The organism is Aeromonas sp. ASNIH7, from assembly GCF_002903485.1.
GTDB lineage: Bacteria > Pseudomonadota > Gammaproteobacteria > Enterobacterales > Aeromonadaceae > Aeromonas > Aeromonas caviae.
Window position 1 is genome coordinate 899,758 of record NZ_CP026226.1, and the last position, 17,074, is coordinate 916,831.

The 17,074-nt window shown below is 61.1% G+C and carries 11 protein-coding genes and 1 pseudogene; 8 read left to right on the plus strand and 4 right to left on the minus strand.

The genetic code is table 11. The features are described 5' to 3' along the window. Window positions 1–120 precede the first annotated feature (120 nt). Both C2U47_RS04030 and C2U47_RS04035 read right to left on the minus strand, forming a co-directional pair. The gene (locus C2U47_RS04030; protein ID WP_010673353.1) at window positions 121–1,200 is read right to left on the minus strand and encodes an ATP-binding protein; all 1,080 of its coding nucleotides are present in this window, start codon (window positions 1,198–1,200) and stop codon (window positions 121–123) included. After that, window positions 1,197–1,925, minus strand: a complete 729-nt coding sequence (locus C2U47_RS04035; RefSeq protein ID WP_010673352.1) for a response regulator — start codon at window positions 1,923–1,925, stop codon at window positions 1,197–1,199. Before C2U47_RS04035 ends, C2U47_RS04030 begins: the two co-directional genes overlap by 4 nt. A gap of 155 nt (window positions 1,926–2,080) precedes the next feature. Here C2U47_RS04035 and C2U47_RS04040 point away from each other — a divergent pair, with 155 nt between their 5' ends. From C2U47_RS04040 to C2U47_RS04075, 8 genes and pseudogenes are all read left to right on the plus strand, one after another. Next, window positions 2,081–3,238, plus strand: a complete 1,158-nt coding sequence (locus tag C2U47_RS04040) for an efflux RND transporter periplasmic adaptor subunit (protein ID WP_010673351.1) — start codon at window positions 2,081–2,083, stop codon at window positions 3,236–3,238. A gap of 14 nt (window positions 3,239–3,252) precedes the next feature. Beyond that, window positions 3,253–6,378, plus strand: coding sequence for a multidrug efflux RND transporter permease subunit (locus tag C2U47_RS04045; RefSeq protein WP_010673350.1), 3,126 nt, complete (start codon window positions 3,253–3,255; stop codon window positions 6,376–6,378). Between the two features lie 810 nt (window positions 6,379–7,188). Further along, complete coding sequence (locus C2U47_RS04050) at window positions 7,189–8,562, plus strand: putative glycoside hydrolase (protein WP_158657388.1); 1,374 nt, start codon at window positions 7,189–7,191, stop codon at window positions 8,560–8,562. Between the two features lie 61 nt (window positions 8,563–8,623). Beyond that, complete coding sequence (locus C2U47_RS04055; RefSeq protein WP_233735862.1) at window positions 8,624–9,004, plus strand: carbohydrate porin; 381 nt, start codon at window positions 8,624–8,626, stop codon at window positions 9,002–9,004. 88 nt (window positions 9,005–9,092) lie between these two features. After that, a pseudogene (locus C2U47_RS04060) lies at window positions 9,093–10,291 on the plus strand (IS3 family transposase); the annotation flags it as partial. Window positions 10,292–10,336: 45 nt separating this feature from the next. Beyond that, window positions 10,337–11,251 (plus strand): carbohydrate porin, encoded by a 915-nt coding sequence (locus C2U47_RS04065; RefSeq protein WP_103261462.1) that lies wholly within the window; start codon window positions 10,337–10,339, stop codon window positions 11,249–11,251. A gap of 73 nt (window positions 11,252–11,324) precedes the next feature. Next, a complete protein-coding gene (locus C2U47_RS04070) occupies window positions 11,325–12,194 on the plus strand; it encodes a MalM family protein (RefSeq protein ID WP_010673345.1) in 870 nt (289 codons plus the stop codon). 139 nt (window positions 12,195–12,333) lie between these two features. Then, entirely contained in the window at window positions 12,334–13,356 is a 1,023-nt protein-coding gene (locus C2U47_RS04075; RefSeq protein ID WP_041201452.1) for a LacI family DNA-binding transcriptional regulator, read from the plus strand. A 326-nt stretch (window positions 13,357–13,682) separates the two neighbouring features. Here the strand turns inward: C2U47_RS04075 and C2U47_RS04080 are convergent, their stop codons facing one another. Both C2U47_RS04080 and C2U47_RS04085 read right to left on the minus strand, forming a co-directional pair. Further along, window positions 13,683–15,014 (minus strand): ABC transporter substrate-binding protein, encoded by a 1,332-nt coding sequence (locus C2U47_RS04080; protein ID WP_010673343.1) that lies wholly within the window; start codon window positions 15,012–15,014, stop codon window positions 13,683–13,685. A gap of 10 nt (window positions 15,015–15,024) precedes the next feature. Further along, window positions 15,025–16,998, minus strand: coding sequence for a methyl-accepting chemotaxis protein (locus tag C2U47_RS04085; protein ID WP_010673342.1), 1,974 nt, complete (start codon window positions 16,996–16,998; stop codon window positions 15,025–15,027). Window positions 16,999–17,074: the final 76 nt, after the last annotated feature.

Sequence of the window (17,074 nt, forward strand, 5' to 3'; positions counted from 1 at the left end):
TGCAAGCCATAAAAAAAGCCCGTCTCTCCCCATGAGATGGGCTTTTTTTATGGGCTGTTGGATCACAGTCAACACACGCGCCTCGGCTCGCCCATCCCGAGCCGATGCGGCAATGCGGGGTCATGACCTGCCGTCAGGGTGCAAGAGGGGCCAGGAAAGCAGGAACAGGGTGCCGCCCCGCCCGCCGGATTGGCAGACCGCACTGCCGCCGTGGGCCTCGGCAATCGCCTTGACCACGGCCAGCCCGAGCCCGCTGCCGCCACTCTTGCGCGAGCGTGACGGATCCCCCCGGCGAAACGCCTCGAAGATATGGGCGGCGACCTCCTCGCTGATGCCGGGCCCTTCGTCTTCCACGCTCAGGATGCACTGGGTGCCAGAACGATGCAGGCGCACGGTCAGCATGCCCGGCACCGCGTGCTTCTGGGCATTTTCCAGCAGCGCCATCAGGGCCTGACGGATGCGAAGTGCATCGCAACAGACCCAGAGCTCGGTATCGAGCTCCCGCTTGAGGGTGAAACCGCTCGCGGCCAGAGGGGTGGCAAACGCCTCAAGCACCACGGCAAGCTCGTCGGACAGCCTGATCTCCTCTCGTTGCAACTCCAGGTGGCCGCTGTCGTTGAGACTGAGTACCCGCAAGTCTTCGATCAGGTGGGTCAATCCCTCCACCTGACGCAGCAAGCCTTCAAAGAGCGCACGCTCTGGCGGAAATACCCCTTCGGCCAGCCCCTGCAAGCGGCCACGCAAGATGGTCACCGGGGTGCGCAATTCGTGGGCGATGGCGGCATTCCAGAACTCCCGCTCACGGGTCATGCTCTGCAGCCGTTCGGCCATGGTGTTGAAGTCCCGCACCAGTTGCGCCGTCTCCCCGATCGCCTGTTCATCCAGCGGCACGCGCGCATCGAGCTTACCCTCGGCCACCTCGCGCAGGCTGGTTGCCACCGAGTTGAGGGGAGTCAGGATGCGCCGAGAGAGGCGCACTGCCACGTACAGCGCCATCCCCAATGCAATGAGAATGGTCGAGCCAATCCAGATCATCTCGACCCTGGAGGGCATCCAGCTCTCGGAGATGCTGCCAGGCACATAGGTCACGGCAATGGCGTAGAACACATAGGTGCCGATCACCGCGAGGCAGATGATGCCGAGCGCCATCAGCCCCAGGGAGCGGATGATCTGCCTGCGCAGGCCGGGTGCCGATGTCACGCATCACCCCCGAAGCGATAGCCGACGCCCCAGACACTGGCGGGCACCCCCTGGATGCCCTGTGCCTCCAGCTTCTTGCGCAGCTTGCTGATGTGGCTGTCCACCGTGCGCTCCTGGGTATCCCCCTCCGGCAGGCAGTGGGTCAGCAGTTCGACGCGGCTGAACACCCGCTTGGGTGCCCGCATCAGGGAGGCGAGCAACTTGAACTCGGTCAGGGTCAGATCCAGCACCTGCTGCCCCTCATCGCGGCAAATGCTGGCCTCGTGGCTCTCCAGATCGATCTGGAAGGGGCCGACCCGCAGCACCCGGGCCATGGTCTGCTTCGCAGCCTGGATGCGTCTGAGCACCGCCTGTACCCGGGCCACCACTTCGGCCGGGTTGAAGGGTTTGACCACATAGTCATCCGCCCCCATGCGCAGCCCCATCAGCTTGTCGAGGTCCTGATCCAGGGCGGTCAGCATGATCACCGGCGTGTCGCCACGGGCACGGATCTCGCTGAGCACCTGCCAGCCATCGAGCTGCGGCATCTGCACATCCAGCAACAGGAGATCGGGTTTGCATGTCTGGTGCATGGCCAGGGCTTCGCGGCCATCGGCGGCATGCAGGGTGCGCAATCCGTGGCGTTGCAGGTAAGCGGCGAGGATGTCGGCTATCTCGGCTTCATCCTCTGCAATCAGTACCAGTGACTGGGCCGCCGGGTTGGCGGAAGCAGGAAGATACGACATGGTCGGACTCGAAAATGGTGGGCTTGAACTTTATCACCGCCTACATGGATTCTCCACAAAGCCTCGAATCATTCGCAATAGCCCCTCTCCATAATGCCCGTTCGATGTGCTCTCGCGGCAGTACCATGCCCGGGAGACGGTTTAACGAGGTGAGTATGATGTTTGTCAAACAGCGGTATGCGGGCACCCTGCTCGCCGTCATTGCCGTATTCGGATTGGCAGGTTGCGATGGGGCGTCGCAAGCGCAAGATGCGCCGACCCGTCCTCAGGTGTCGGTGATGACGCTGGCAGGTCAGGACCTGGTCATCAGCGAGGATCTGCCCGCCCGGGTGGCCGCGGTGCGAAGCGCCGAAATTCGGGCCCAGATTAGCGGCATCGTGCAGCGCCGCCTGTTCGAGCAGGGCGCCGAAATCGGCGCAGGCACCGTGCTGTTCCAGATAAATCCGGCCCCCTTCAAGGCGGATGTCGACAGCGCCGCCGCAGCATTGCAGCGCGCGGAGGCCGTGCTGGCCCGCGCCCGTATCCAGATTGACCGTCTGGTGCCGCTGCTGCGCACCGAGGCCATCAGCCGCCAGACCTATGACGATGCGGTCTCCCAGCGTGATCAGGCGGCCGCCGACGTGGCTCAGGCCAGGGCGACCCTGGCCCGGCACCAGCTGAACCTGCAATTTGCCAGCGTGGAAGCCCCCATCGCCGGGCGCATCGATCAGGCGCTGGTGAGTGAAGGGGCTCTGGTGTCCCCCACCGACGCCACCCCCATGGCCAGGATCCAGCAGATCGATCAGGTCTACGTCGATGTCCGTCAACCGGCCTCTGTGCTCGACACCCTGCGCCAGCAGGCTGGCTCGACGGCACCGGAACTGGCGGTGGACATCCTCGGCAGCGACGGCAAGCCGCTCGGCATGCAGGGGCACATCCTCTTCTCCGGCATCGAGGTGGATGCCGGTACCGGTGACGTACTGCTGCGGGTACTGGTGGACAACCCGGAGCGGCGGCTCTTGCCCGGCCTCTACGTACAGGCGCGCATTCCCCGTGCCCGCTATGCCAACGCCCTGAGCGTGCCTCAGCAGGCGGTGGTGCGCACATCGGGCCAGACCAGCGTGTGGGTGGTGGATGGCCAGGGGCAGGCACAACTGGTTCCGGTCAACACCGCTGAACTGGTGAATAGCCAGTACCGCATCACGTCCGGGCTCAACGCCGGACAGCGGGTGGTGATCGAGGGGATCGACCGCCTGACCCCGGGGACGCAAGTCATTGCCCATCCCTGGCAATCCCCCGCAGTCAGCCAGCAGGCTGACGCCGGTAACCGTTGAATCGGAGACATTTCATGCCGCAGTTTTTCATTCATCGCCCGGTGTTTGCCTGGGTGCTCGCCCTCTTCATCGTGCTGGCGGGGGTCATCGCCATCCCCAAGCTGCCCATCTCCCGCTATCCCTCGGTGGCGCCGGTGTCGGTGACCCTCTATGCCACCTATCCGGGCGCCACGCCGCAGACCCTGAACGATGCGGTGGTGAGCCTTATCGAGCGCGAGCTGTCGGGGGTGAAGAACCTGCTCTACTTCGAGTCATCGGTAGATGCCTCCGGCAGCGCGCAGATCACCGCCACCTTCAAGCCGGGCACCGATCCGGAGCTGGCCCAGATGGACGTGCAAAACCGCATCAAGGCGGTCGAGCCTCGCTTGCCACAGGCGGTGCGACAAACCGGCCTGCAGGTGGAGTCCGCCTCGTCCGGCTTTCTGATGATGGTCGGCATGACTTCACCGGATGGCCGCTTCGATGAGGTCGCGCTGAACGACTACATGGCGCGCAATATCGTGCAGGAGCTACGCCGCATCGACGGGGTGGGGCGAGTGCAGCTGTTCGGCGCCGAGCAGGCCATGCGCATCTGGGTAGATCCGGGCAAGCTCGCCGCCTACGGGTTGACCATCAGCGAGGTGGCGCAGGCCATCGAGCAGCAGAACGTGCAGATTGCACCGGGGCGCCTCGGCGACGAACCCGCCCTGCCTGGCCAGCGACTGACGGTTCCCCTCACGGTACAGGGGCAGCTGACCACTCCCGAGGCGTTCGCCGCCATCGTGCTGCGGGCCGGTAGTGATGGCGCCAAGCTGGTGCTGGGTGACGTCGCCCGGGTCGAGCTGGGGGCGCAATCCTACGCCTTTTCCAACCGGGAGAACGGCGTGGCCGCCACCAGCGCTGCCATTCAGCTCTCCCCCGGCGCCAACGCCGTGCGCACCGCCGATGCGGTGCGCACCCGTCTCGCTCAGCTCGCCCCCACTCTGCCGGCGGGCATGGCCTATTCGATCCCGTTCGACTCGGCCCCCTTCGTCAAGGTCTCCATCGACAAGGTGATCCACACCCTGCTGGAAGCCATGGTGCTGGTGTTCCTGGTGATGTTTCTCTTCCTGCAGAACCTGCGCTACACCCTGATCCCGGCCATCGTCGCCCCCATCGCCCTGCTTGGCACCTTCGCGGTGATGCTGCTGGCCGGTTTTTCGATCAACTCCCTCACCATGTTCGGCATGGTGCTGGCCATCGGCATCATCGTCGACGACGCCATCGTGGTGGTGGAGAACGTCGAGCGCCTGATGGCCACCCAGGGGCTATCGCCCAGGGAGGCGACATCGCGGGCCATGAAGGAGATCACCGGGGCGGTGATCGGCATCACCCTGGTGCTCACGGCGGTGTTCATCCCCATGGCGTTCGGCAGCGGCTCCGTGGGGGTCATCTACCAGCAGTTCACCCTGTCGATGGCGGTGTCGATCCTGATTTCCGCCTTCCTCGCCCTGACCCTGACGCCAGCGCTCTGCGCCACCCTGCTGCGTCCGGTCAGCCCGGATCACCATGAGAAGCGCGGCTTCTTCGGCGCCTTCAACCGGGGCGTCAAGCGGCTCACGGTGGGCTACAGCGTTCGGGTCACCCGGCTGGTCGGGCGCAGCGGACGCGTGATGGTCACCTTCGCCGCCCTCTGCGCCGTGCTGGCCATCGCCGCCACCCAGCTGCCCTCCTCTTTCCTGCCGGACGAGGATCAGGGCTACTTCATGACCTCCATCCAGTTGCCGACCGGTGCCACCAGCGAGCGCACCCTGGCCGTCATCAAGGAGTTCGAGGCCCATGTAGCCTCTCGCGAGGCGCTCGACACCAACCTGGTGGTGCAGGGCTTCAGCTTCTCCGGCGCCGGCCCCAATGCGGCCATGGCCTTCACCATGCTCAAAGAGTGGGACCAGCGTCATGGTGCCACGGCCGCCAAAGAGGCTGAGCTGGCACAGGCCGCCATGGCCAACAGCAAGGAAGGCACAGTGATGAGCCTGCTGCCGCCCGCCATCGACGAACTGGGCACCTCTTCGGGTTTCACGCTCTTCCTGCAAGACAGGGCCAACCAGGGGGAGGCCGCGCTGCAGGCCGCCCAGGCGCAACTGCTGGCACTGGCGGCCCAAAGCGAGGTGGTGAGCGATGTCTATCCCGACAGCCTGCCCCCCGGCGAGAGCATTCACCTCGAGATCAACCGGCAGAAGGCCGAGGCCATGGGACTCTCGTTCACCAGCGTGAGCAGCACCCTGTCGGCGGCGATGGGGTCGCTCTACATCAACGACTTTCCCAACGGCGGGCACATGCAGCAGATCATCCTGCAGGCCGACGCCAAGGCGCGCATGCAGCTCGATGACGTACTCGGCCTGCGGGTGCGCAATGCCAGCGGCGGCATGGTGCCCCTGCGAGAGGTGGTGACGCCGACCTGGCGCCAGTCGCCGCAACAGATGATGCGCTTCGAGGGCTTCCCCGCCGTGCGTCTCTCCGGGAGTGCCGCCCCCGGGGTGTCCAGTGGCGCCGCGATGGCGGAAATGGATCGCCTGGTGGCGCAATTGCCGCCAGGCTTCGCCCTGGCCTGGACGGGACAGTCGCTGCAGGAGCGCCAGTCGGCGGCCGAGGCCCCCCTGCTGATGCTGCTGTCGGCGCTGGTGGTCTTCCTGGTGCTGGCCGCGCTCTACGAGAGCTGGTCCATTCCGCTCTCCGTGATGCTGGTGGTCCCCCTGGGCCTGCTCGGCGCCGTGGCGGCGGTGATGCTGCGCGGCATGCCCAACGACGTCTTCTTCAAGGTGGGCATGATCACCATCATCGGCCTGTCGGCCAAGAACGCCATCCTCATCGTGGAGTTTGCCCGCCAGTTGCACGGCGAAGGGCGCTCGCTGCTTGACGCTGCGGTGACCGCCGCACGCCTGCGTCTGCGCCCCATCCTGATGACATCACTCGCCTTCACCCTCGGTGTGGTGCCGCTGATGCTTGCCAGCGGTGCCAGCGCGGAGACCCAGCATGCCATCGGCACCGGCGTGTTCGGCGGCATGATCAGCGGCACCCTGCTGGCCATCTTCTTCGTGCCGGTCTTTTTTGTCTTCGTCATCGGTACCCAGGCGCGCATTCAGGCCTGGCGGACACAGCGAGCACAGCACCGATCATGCTGACCGCTGCTCGGGTTTGCTGGCCCTGGGGAGGCGATGATCATGCAATGCATGCCTGGCACCATTTTGCGTTCCTTCGAAGAGGATGAGCGCGCCATGGTGCCGGGCCTGTGGTTCATGGCCGGTGCTGCGGGGCGACCCTATCGCGGGTTGCCTCTCCAGGATTTGTGACCAGCCCTCCGTCGCCGGTGCATCCTTGGTCTTCTCCAAGATGGCGATCTGCTATCTGGCACAGGGGGCTTGCACCATCCCGGGTCGGTACCGACCCAGCAGGAACCCGGCCTCAGCATCGCTCTGACGACCGACGCCATTGGCCTCATCGACTGCATGCTGTCTGCCATCACCAGTCAAGGCTGGACACTCCTGGTGCTTGAACCGCTGGAGAGGCCCCCGCAAGGTTGATGACAGCCTGGTTTTCATGCAATACACCATGAAATCGAAGTCAATTTAAGTGTTACTCAGAAATCGACACATCGCAATCACCTCCGATACATTGCAGATCTACTCCGATACTTTCCCTCTGATCGTCAGTCTCAAGAGAAAAATAAAATAAACCATTAAAAACAATATCATGAACTCTTTTCATTTAAAGATAACTCTTTCTTTAACATCCCATCAGCTGGTCGTCAGGACACGTTTTCTGTGATTTGAAACACAAACTTTGATCATCACAGGGGATAAGCATTGCATTGGAAATCGATTTCAAGAAAATGAAGCCAGCATGATTTGTCTTGGCATCGATTGCATAGCGTCTGTTTGAGTCTTGACGGTTCATCGCGGTGGATATTTTTCCCATTGATTGGAGTGGTCAGTATGAATGCATCAAAAAAAGGACTTTTGGCGTCGTTGATCGCCGCTGCCCTGCTTGGCGGGTGTGGTGGGGCCGATAATATCGACTCGAATAGTGGCAACACCGGTGGTAATAACGGTGGCGACAACGGTGGCACCACGCCCCCTGGCGACAGTATCCTGATCCTGTTCGGGGTCGGTGCCAATGGGGGTACAACCCCCAGCATCCAGTCAGAGAAGGACAACTGGAGCTTGCAACCGGTCACCGCTTCTCCCGTCGCCATGACCAGCATCAGCGCCGTGCTCATCAACAATGCCGGTACCGATGACACCGCCGATGTACAGGTAGCCGGTGACGGAGATGGCACCTTCATGCTCAAATCCGCCACCCCTCTGAACCTGAGCAAATACGCCTCCGGTTTCATCGAGTTCCAGCTGCGGACCAAGAGCAAGGTGCCGGAAGTGCTCAATGCCTCCATCGACAACGAGTATCCCAACCGCAGCAGCCTGCCCATTGCCAGCGCCCTGACCGGTTCCGGCGACTGGGAAACGCTCACGCTGCCCATCAACTGCATGAAGCCCTTCCCCGGTGCCACGGCCATCAACCTCGCCACTGTGGGCACACCGTTCCACCTAGCCACCAAAGAAGCCTTCAACTACGAAATCACCAACATCAAGTACCTGCTCACCACCTCGGCCAAGCCCGTTGTCGACCCGGTCACCTGTGAAGCGCCTGGCGGCGCTACCGAACCGGGCACAGACCCAGGCACAGACCCGGGAACCGATCCCGGTACCGATCCTGGCACCGATCCTGGCACCGATCCAGGTACCAATCCGGACACAGGCTCCGGCGTCAACAATGCCCCCGCGCTGGTGGCCACCGATGCCGCACTCTACTACTCCGGTGACAAGAGCCAGGCCTTGGACCGCAGCGCCGATTACCCGGCAGCCAGCTTCGGCGGCACCCTGACCGATGAAAACCAGGTCATCACCATGGACCTGCCAGGCAATGGCGCCGCCTTCCTCGGGACCGACAGCGCCAATGGGGATCTCTCCGCCTATCAGGACGGCGCCATGCTGCTCGACCTGAAAGTCTCCAGCTACGGTGACTCCCCCAACATCCAGATCCGCATGGACGGTACCGCAGGCCCGGACTTTGGCACCTTCTTCACCATGGACAGCAACATCGTGCCCGATGACGACACCTGGTACCGCTGCATCCTGCCGGTCGCCTCTCTCATTCCGGCGGCCAACACAGGCTCGGTGCAAAAGGCGCTCTACCTGAGCGGGGCCTGGGACTCCATGGCCGGTCTGCGCTTCGCCTTCACCAACGTGGCCCTGAAAACAGCCATCCCGGCAGACTTTGACAGCAATCAGCCCTGCCAGCAGATCAAGTGACAAGGCATTGAATCTTCGAGAAATCGATTGAAAATAATTTTCTACGGATTGGAGCAATAAGATGAAATTGAAGTCACTCGCCTTGTTTGTCGGGGCATGTTGCGGGCTGGCAATGCCCGCAGTATCGAATGCCGCCGAGAGTTTTGGCTTCCACGGTTATATTCGTGCCGGCTCGATGTTTGACGCCAAGGACAACTTCGCCAAGGCGGGGTACGAATATGAGATGGACAAGACCATGGGGCGCCTGGGCTCCGAGCTGGACAACAGCTGGGAAGCGGGCCTGAACAAGTTGTGGGATCTGGGCAGCAACAAGTCGGTCAACATCCACTTCAAGGTGGAGTCCGATGCCGATGGCCTGCAAACCCGTGCCGCGCCTCGCGAAAGCGGTGTGTCAGAAACCTATGTGGAGCTGGGTGGCATCACCCCGACCGGGACCATGTAGATTGGCCCCTTGAAGATCCAGACACTTCGCCCCTCTTAACTTAAGAGGTAGTCTTGGAGCTATGTTCAGTACTAGTCACAACGAGAAGATGGTCGAAGTGTTAACAGGGGCCGAGCGCCGTCGACGCCGGACTCCACAAGAAAAGATCGCCATCGTGCAGCAGACCTTTGAGCCCGGGATGACCGTCTCTCATGTTGCTCGCTTGCACGACGTCAACGCAAACCAGCTTTTCAAATGGCGTAAGCAATTCCAAGAAGGGTCTCTCACGGCGATCACCGCCGGTGGGGATGTTGTTCCTGCTTCCGAGTTGGCTGCTGCCATCAAGCAGATCCGAGAGCTACAACGTCTGCTCGGGAAGAAGACCATGGAGAACGAGATCCTCAAAGAAGCCGTGGAGTATGGTCGAGCAAAAAAATGGATTGCGCATGCGCCCTTGTTGCCGGGGGACGACGATTAAGTGCTGTGAGCCAGGCTCTTAATGTATCGCGTGCGCAGCTATCCGTTCGTGTTCATCGAAAACCGGGTTGGCAAGATGGTCGTCATCATCGCCAGCGTGATGATGCAGCCTTACTTGGCCGTATCATGGAGGCGATGGCAGAGCTTCCCTCCTATGGCTATCGCCGGGTCTGGGCGCTGTTACGGCGTCAGTCTGAGGCAACAGAACAACCTGTGGTAAACGCTAAGCGGGTATATCGCGTCATGCGCGAGCATGGCTTGCTGCTGGAAAGAAAACCAGCTGCACCATTGGCCCAGCAGGCACATAAGGGGCGTGTTGCCGTCAAGGAGAGCAATCGACGGTGGTGCTCAGATGGCTTCGAGTTTCGCTGTGATAACGGTGAAAAACTACGTGTCACGTTCGCCATGGATTGCTGCGATAGGGAAGCGTTGGACTGGGCGGCCAGTACTGGGGGTTACGACAGTGACACTGTGCAAGATGTCATGCTGAGGTCTGTCGAACGTCGCTTTGGGGATTCGTTGCCGGCATCACCGGTGGAGTGGCTGACTGATAATGGCTCGGCGTATCGAGCCCATGAGACCCGCGCGTTTGCACGAGAAATCGGGTTGGAGCCCAGAACTACTGCGGTGAGAAGCCCACAGAGTAACGGTATAGCGGAGAGCTTCGTGAAGACGATGAAGCGAGACTATATCGAGATGATGCCAAAACCGGATAGCCGAACAGCGGTAGGCAATTTGGCTATCGCGTTTGAGCATTATAACGAACACCACCCGCACAGCGCCTTGGGATACCGTTCACCCCGGGAATTTCTGCGCAGTCGGGTATCACAATCCTAAGCGGGAAAAAGTGTCTGGACCTATGGGGTCAAATCCACCATGTGGGGTGGCCTGCGCTATTACGACCGCGAGAACTACATCTGGACCACCGACTATTTCTACACGGACTACTCGGGAACCGGCGTCGGCATCAAAGCCATGGAGATGGCGGGTGGCAAGTGGGACTTTGCCTATATCAACAGCAACGACACCAGCCACTCCGACCGCGCCAATGGCACTGAAGCCACCATGCACACCCTCCACACCAGCGCCCTCTATGGTGCCTGGGACATGGAGATCGCACTCAAGCAGATGCCCAGCAACGAGTTCACCGGCGACAACAAGCAATATGCGACCAAGGGGGCAGAAGGAACCGTCATCTATTCCCGCGACGACTTCTTCTTCATGCCGGGCGGCTTCTCCAAGTTCATCGCCCAGGCAGGACGTGGGCTGGGTTCAGGGGACTTGCTGGGTGCCAACCTGACCAATACCGCCATGTATCGCAAGGGCTCCCTGTATCAGAAGACACTGCAGGACACGGCGGATGGCTATAAACCCTACCAGTCCAAGGTGATGGAAGGCGATCAATCCTACCGCCTCTTCCTCTGGGGTGGCTGGTATGGCGCCAATATTCATCTGCTGCCGACCCTCTCCTATCAATACAACGATTACGAGCTGGGTGGCCATGATTCCTGGTATGCCGCATCTCTGCGCCCGGTATTCCCGATCAATGAGTTCTTCTCCATCCAGACGGAAGTCGGATATGTGAAAAACAACCTGATCATCGACAACGTCGAACGGGGTGGCACCTCTCACAAGGTCAGCATAGTGCCGACCTTCACCGTCAATACCGGCATGGGGCCCTCACCGGAGATCCGCATTCTGACGACCTATGTCGATCACAACAACGAGACCCCCTGGCAGGAAGACCGGGAAGATTTCCTGGTCGGTGTACAGGCGGACATGTGGTGGTAGGTTAGGTCGCGATACTTATCTGCACTATAATCTCGGGTCCCTTGGGGACCCGCATTGCATACGAGGAAACACGATGAAGGGAACGAAGCAGTGTCTGCCTTTCCTGGTCAGTCTGCTGATGGCCGGATGCGCCGGCATGGGCCCGGAGCATTCGCCAGGATCGGCAGTCTCCGCCCTGCAGCAACAGGTTGAACAAGGTCGGGAACAATTGTCGAACAAGGTGGCGGTCGAGTCATTCAAGGAACTTCGCTTCCAGTCCCTCGGGCAGGAGAGCCGCTGGGTCGATGTAAGCACCGACAGCCAGGTCTATGCATTTGATTCAGGCAAAAGCTATGTAATGGCCTTCTCGCTGCCCGAAGTCAGCCAGGCAACCCGCGTCAAAATAACCATTCCGGTCGACTATACCGTCTTCCTGCCCAGCATCCTGTTGCTGGACGAGCAATACAACGCCGTTCAAACCATTCCCGGTTCCACATTCAGTTATGACGGTCATTCGTTAATTTCAGGGCAGAACATTCAGGGGGAATTCACCATTCCGGCCCCCATCGGCAGCGCTCGGGCCGCCTATATGGTGATCTATTCCACTGCGAAGGACATGCAGGGCAGTACCCGGCTCAACCCGGACGATCTCCAGCGCGCCATGCAATATGATCGCACCACGGATGTCGCCCGCCTCATCAATGTGGAAGTGCCTCACTCTGCTACCGGACGCCTATATTTGACGCTGGACGCAGAGCCTGCTGCAAATGCGACGCAGATCGCAAAAACCATATCACCCGTGATGGTCTCACCAGATAAATCGTTGGGTGAACTGGATTATTATCAGCATATTCGCACTGCCGTTCAGAGCAAAAACTATGAGCAGGCGCTCGCCTGGGTCAAAGCCGCCGAGCAAGCCGGTTTTACCAAGGCAAAAGAGGTCTTTTTTGCCGCCCAGCAGTAGCATTCCCTCCCCTGGCAAGGCGCATCATCGCTTGTCACCACCAGGGGAAACGGGTATCCTAACTTGCTGATTTATTAAGAAGATATTCATATAACACTGGCCATGACCAGGGGTTTTCACAGTCGAGTACGGAGGGGGGATGTCGAAGTCAGCTCAGGAGAAAAAAGCCACTGTCTATGATATCGCCCGCCGAGCCGGTGTCTCGGCAAGCACTGTATCCCGGATATTGAACGGCTCGGCCAAAGTGGCCGCAGATAAACGTCAGGCGGTGGAAGATGCCATTCAGGAATTGAATTTTCGTCCCAACCTGATGGCGCAATATTTGAAAACGGGTCAGTCCATGACCCTGGGTGTTTTGACCCAACATGTGGAGAGTCCATTTTCCAACGAAATGTTGCGGGGTGTTGAACACACTCTTCAGGGCATGGAGTATGTGCCGCTGATTGTCAGCGGTCACTGGAATGCGGAAGAAGAAGTTGAGCGGTTGCGCCTGCTGGTGGCCCGGCGGGTTGATGGCCTTATTATTTTGACCGGCCACGTCAATCAGCAAACACTGCTCGAGTTTTCCCAGCAAATACCGATTGTGGCCACAGGTCACAATATCATGACCGAGCGGGTACACTCCTTCAGTATCAATAACCGGCTGGGTGGCTACATGGCGACTCGCTATTTATTGGATCTGGGTCATCGTGACATCGCCCATATCGTCGGTTTACCGGATCATAACGATGCCATCGAGCGTCATCATGGCTATCGCCAGGCCCTGGTGAGCGCAGGTATCGAATATGACCCCTCCCTGGTCATCCAGGGGGATTTCGCCGAAGTCGGCGGGCTCAATGCCGTCAAGAAGCTGGTGGAGAGCGGCCGGAAATTCTCCGCCATCTTCTGCGCCAACGATCAGACCTGTTACGGTGCCATTCTGGGGCTCAAGCAGTGCGGCTTGCGGGTGCCTGAGGATGTCTCGCTCATCGGTTTTGACGACCTGCCCTTCTCTACTTATTCCAACCCGCCATTGACCACGGTACGTCAGCCCATCTACGAGATGGGTGTCAAGATGGTCAAGACTCTGTTGGGTTTGATCGAGAACACGGAGCTGAACTCGGACGAACTGCCCGAGTTGAGCATTGTGGTGCGTGATACCACACTGCCGTACAAGGGGTGAACACAGACCGGGGCGGTTCCCTGGGCAGCATCAGATCCCAGGACAGCATCAGCGCAAAGCGGCCTTCGGGCCGTTTTTCTTTTGTCAGCCGCCTGTCCAGCGAGCGACGAGTCCCTGCCGCGTATTCCACCTTGACTCTCTGACATAGCACAGAGACTACACATAACCAGGCGTCCCTCTTCTGCCGGCCCTCAATTCGACCTGGCCCGATGACACCAGCCAAAGCCTGGCAATCACAACCCGATGACCCCGGTCGACCTGAATGAAACAAGGCGCCTGAAGGCGCCTTGGTGTGTGTGCAGATCCCTGCGGGAGCGTGGCCACCGTCAAGGCGCTGCGAAGGGGGATTCCGTCCCGGTGGCCGCGCTGGTTGCCAGCGTGGGGAGAGGCTCGTCCGCTTCACACAGACTGGATCTTCTCGTGGCCGCCTTCTGGGGGGGATACCAGCTTGCCAACCCCTGCTGGATGCGCGCGGCGGCCGCTTCCGGCGTCATGGTGCCGAGCACCACGGATTGCGATACCTCCGCAAGCTCTGTGGTAAGCGATGGCTCACCCCGGGTGAGGAACTGCGCCCCCAGACGCAAGGTGGAATCGCAGGTATCCCGCCAGCCCATCATGGTGCTCGCAACCGGATCCTTGAGCTCGAAGAAGTGGTTGGAGAGGGAGAAAAAACCGGGCACCGAATTGGAGAAACGCTCGGCAAAGTCGGCGCTTGCCATCCACTCCACCAGTTTCAGGGCGGCCTCCTTGTTCGGGCTGGCGGCATTGATGCCGATCCCCATGTCGGTGTGATCGGTGAAATAGCAGGTGTCCCCCTCCCGCGCGACGGGGGGCGGGAAGGCACCAAAATTGACCTTGCCGGTGAACTGGGCCAGAGACCAGGAGCCCGCCACTATCATGGCGGCCTTGCCCGCAGCAAAGGCATCCACCGCCTGTGCTTCGGTGGCATCGGCAGGATGGTCCCCTATGTAGGGCCGCCAGCTCGTCAGCTCACGAAACGCCGCCACATAAGGGGCATCGGTCACTCGCGCCTGACCGTTGATCAGCGCCAGGCGACCATCTTCCCCATGCCAGTAATTGGGACCGATGTTCTGATAACCAAGCTCGGAGACCACCCAGCTGTCGTGAGCCGCCAGTGCCAGCGGCAGATAGCGGCCATCCTGCTTCACCTTCTCCAGCACGGCGAAGAAGTCGGCACGGGTTCGCGGCGGTGTCAGCCCAAGGGCGTTGAAGATATCGACATTGAAGTAGAAACCCTGGATCACGGAGGCAATGGGCAGGCAGAAGGTCTGGGCCCCGGAGTCGGTCTGCCAGGCGGCCTTGGCAAAGCTCGGGAAGTTCTCCATCCCGGGCAGGTCCGTCAGATCCAGCAGATGCCCCTGCTGGAACAGCCGCAGGGACTGATCATAAGGACGGCAAGTGATGAGATCCCCCGCCTTCCCCGCCGCCAGCCGCTCGGCAAGCTCCCGATCGTAATCCGCCGAGCGCTGCGAATGCAGCTTAAGGGTGATCTCGGGATGGATCGCCTGAAAACGGGGCAGAAACTGCTCCTTCCAGAGCGCCTCGTCATCCACGCGCCAGGTTTCCAGCACCAGCTCCTGGGATACCGCCGCCGTACTCAGCCCCCAGACCAGCAGGGCACTCACAGATTTCCACATCGCCTCTCTCCTACACCTTGAAACGGGCCACCAGACTCTGCTGCTGGCTGGCCAGCCCCGACAACACCTCACCACTGCTCGCCGATACCCGGGACGCCTGCTCGGTCTCGTGAGCCACGTCTGCGATGGCCGCCACGTGCTGGGCCACTCCCTGACTCACCGAAATCTGCTCCGCTGCGGCATAAGCCATGTGATCCGCAATCTCCTTGATGGCCTCCATGCGCGAGGCGATCCCCGCCAGGGCACTCTCGACATCCCGGGTCTGCTGCACACTCTGCTGGGTCTGCTCATGGCTCTGGGCCATCACGCTCGCCACATCGCGGGCGCATCCCTGCAGGTTGTCGATCATCACCTGGATCTCCTGGGTCGCCCCTTGTGAACGGGTAGCCAGCGCCCGCACCTCCTCGGCCACCACCGCAAAGCCCCGCCCGGCCTCCCCGGCACGGGCCGCTTCGATGGCCGCATTGAGGGCCAGCAGGTTGGTCTGTTCAGCCATGCCACGGATCACCTCGAGAATGTTGCCAATGTTGCTGCTGTAGCCTTCGAGCTTGCGGGTGATCGCCATGGCCCCGGCGATGTCGGTCGCCAGTTGCTCGATGCCATCCCGATTGGCCTGCATCAGATGACGTCCGCGCCGGCTCTCGTCATTGGCCTCCCCCACCTCCCGACGAACATGATCGCTCGAGCGCGCCACTTCGGTCGCACTGGTCTCCAGCTCGAAGATGGCGGCCGCTACCTGATCGGTCTGGGCCTTCTGCGCCTGCACCTGCGACATCACCTGCTCGCCGATCTCTGCGGTCTTGCGCGTCTCGCTCACCAGGTACTCAGAGCCGGTCTGGACCTCCATCAGAAGCGTCTTGGTGTGGTGGGCCAGCTGGTCGATGGAGTTCGCAACCTCACCAAGCTCGTTCCTGGCGGGGTAGCGAACCCGCAGCGTCATGTCCCCTTGTGCCATCAGACCGAGAACCCGATTGATCCGCACCAGCGGCACCTGGATGCTGCGGGCCGTACTCCAGGCAACAATGAGGGCGGTGAGCACGGAACACAGGGCCACCATCACGATCCAGGTGCGGGCGCTGTCAACCGCGACGTCGGCACTCAGCCTGTCCTCCTGCATGCTCTGGTTGCTGATGGCGATAAGCCTGTCCAGGACCTCCCCCAGTTGCTGGCTCTGCGCCTCCTGCTGTTCACGCAAGCCATGGAGTTGCTGGCTGATTTGCTGACGGCGCACCAGGGTGGCAATCAGCCCCTTGTCGCCAAATACAAGTTGGGGAATGCGCGCCACATGGCGGGTGAACCTGGCCTTGACGTCATCGGGGACAACAATCCGCTCCAGGCGCTGGTTCGCAATGTCGATGTCTTTGGCCAGCACCCCCTGTAGCGCCACCAGATCCGTGTTGCCGTCGGCACGCAGGATCAGCTTGAGATCCCGTGCAATACCGCTGGTGATGAGCTCCGCCTTGTTCTGCAAAGAGCGCCGACCCGCCGTGTAACGCACCAGCAGGTCTGCCGCCGAACGGTAGTTGTCGTCCAGGTGCAGCAGCTCGCTCCGCATCCGTGAGAGCACCCGCTCCAGCTCGACCGACTCTTCGTGCAGGCTCATCAACTGCTCAGAGAGGGTAAACAGCCGGGGGGCCTGGTCGGTGACCCGGGCGAGTTGCCGCTCACTCTCGGTATCGAGTGTCAGGGCCGCGAATGCCTTGATGTGCTGCTCATAGCGGACCTTGTCATGGGCAACACGCTGACGGGACTCGGGGAACGCCGACGTCTCCCGGATGGCGAGATGCGCCAGGCTGTCCCTGTCAGCCATCAGCAGCGCGGCGCGCAGCCGGCTGGCGGTCAGGGCCTGAGGCGTCGCCTCCTCGGTCACCTGCTGGAAACGACCGTGAATGGAGGTCGTCTTCAGGTAACTGATGGCCCCGAGCAATAGCAACAGGACCAGCAGCAGCGTAAAGCCCAATCTGATCCGCTGTACGATCGACATCCTTCTCTCCCACCTCTCCCTCCGCATCGGGGCGGAGCCGGTTATCAAGGCACCAGGAGCCCGACAGGCATCCTGG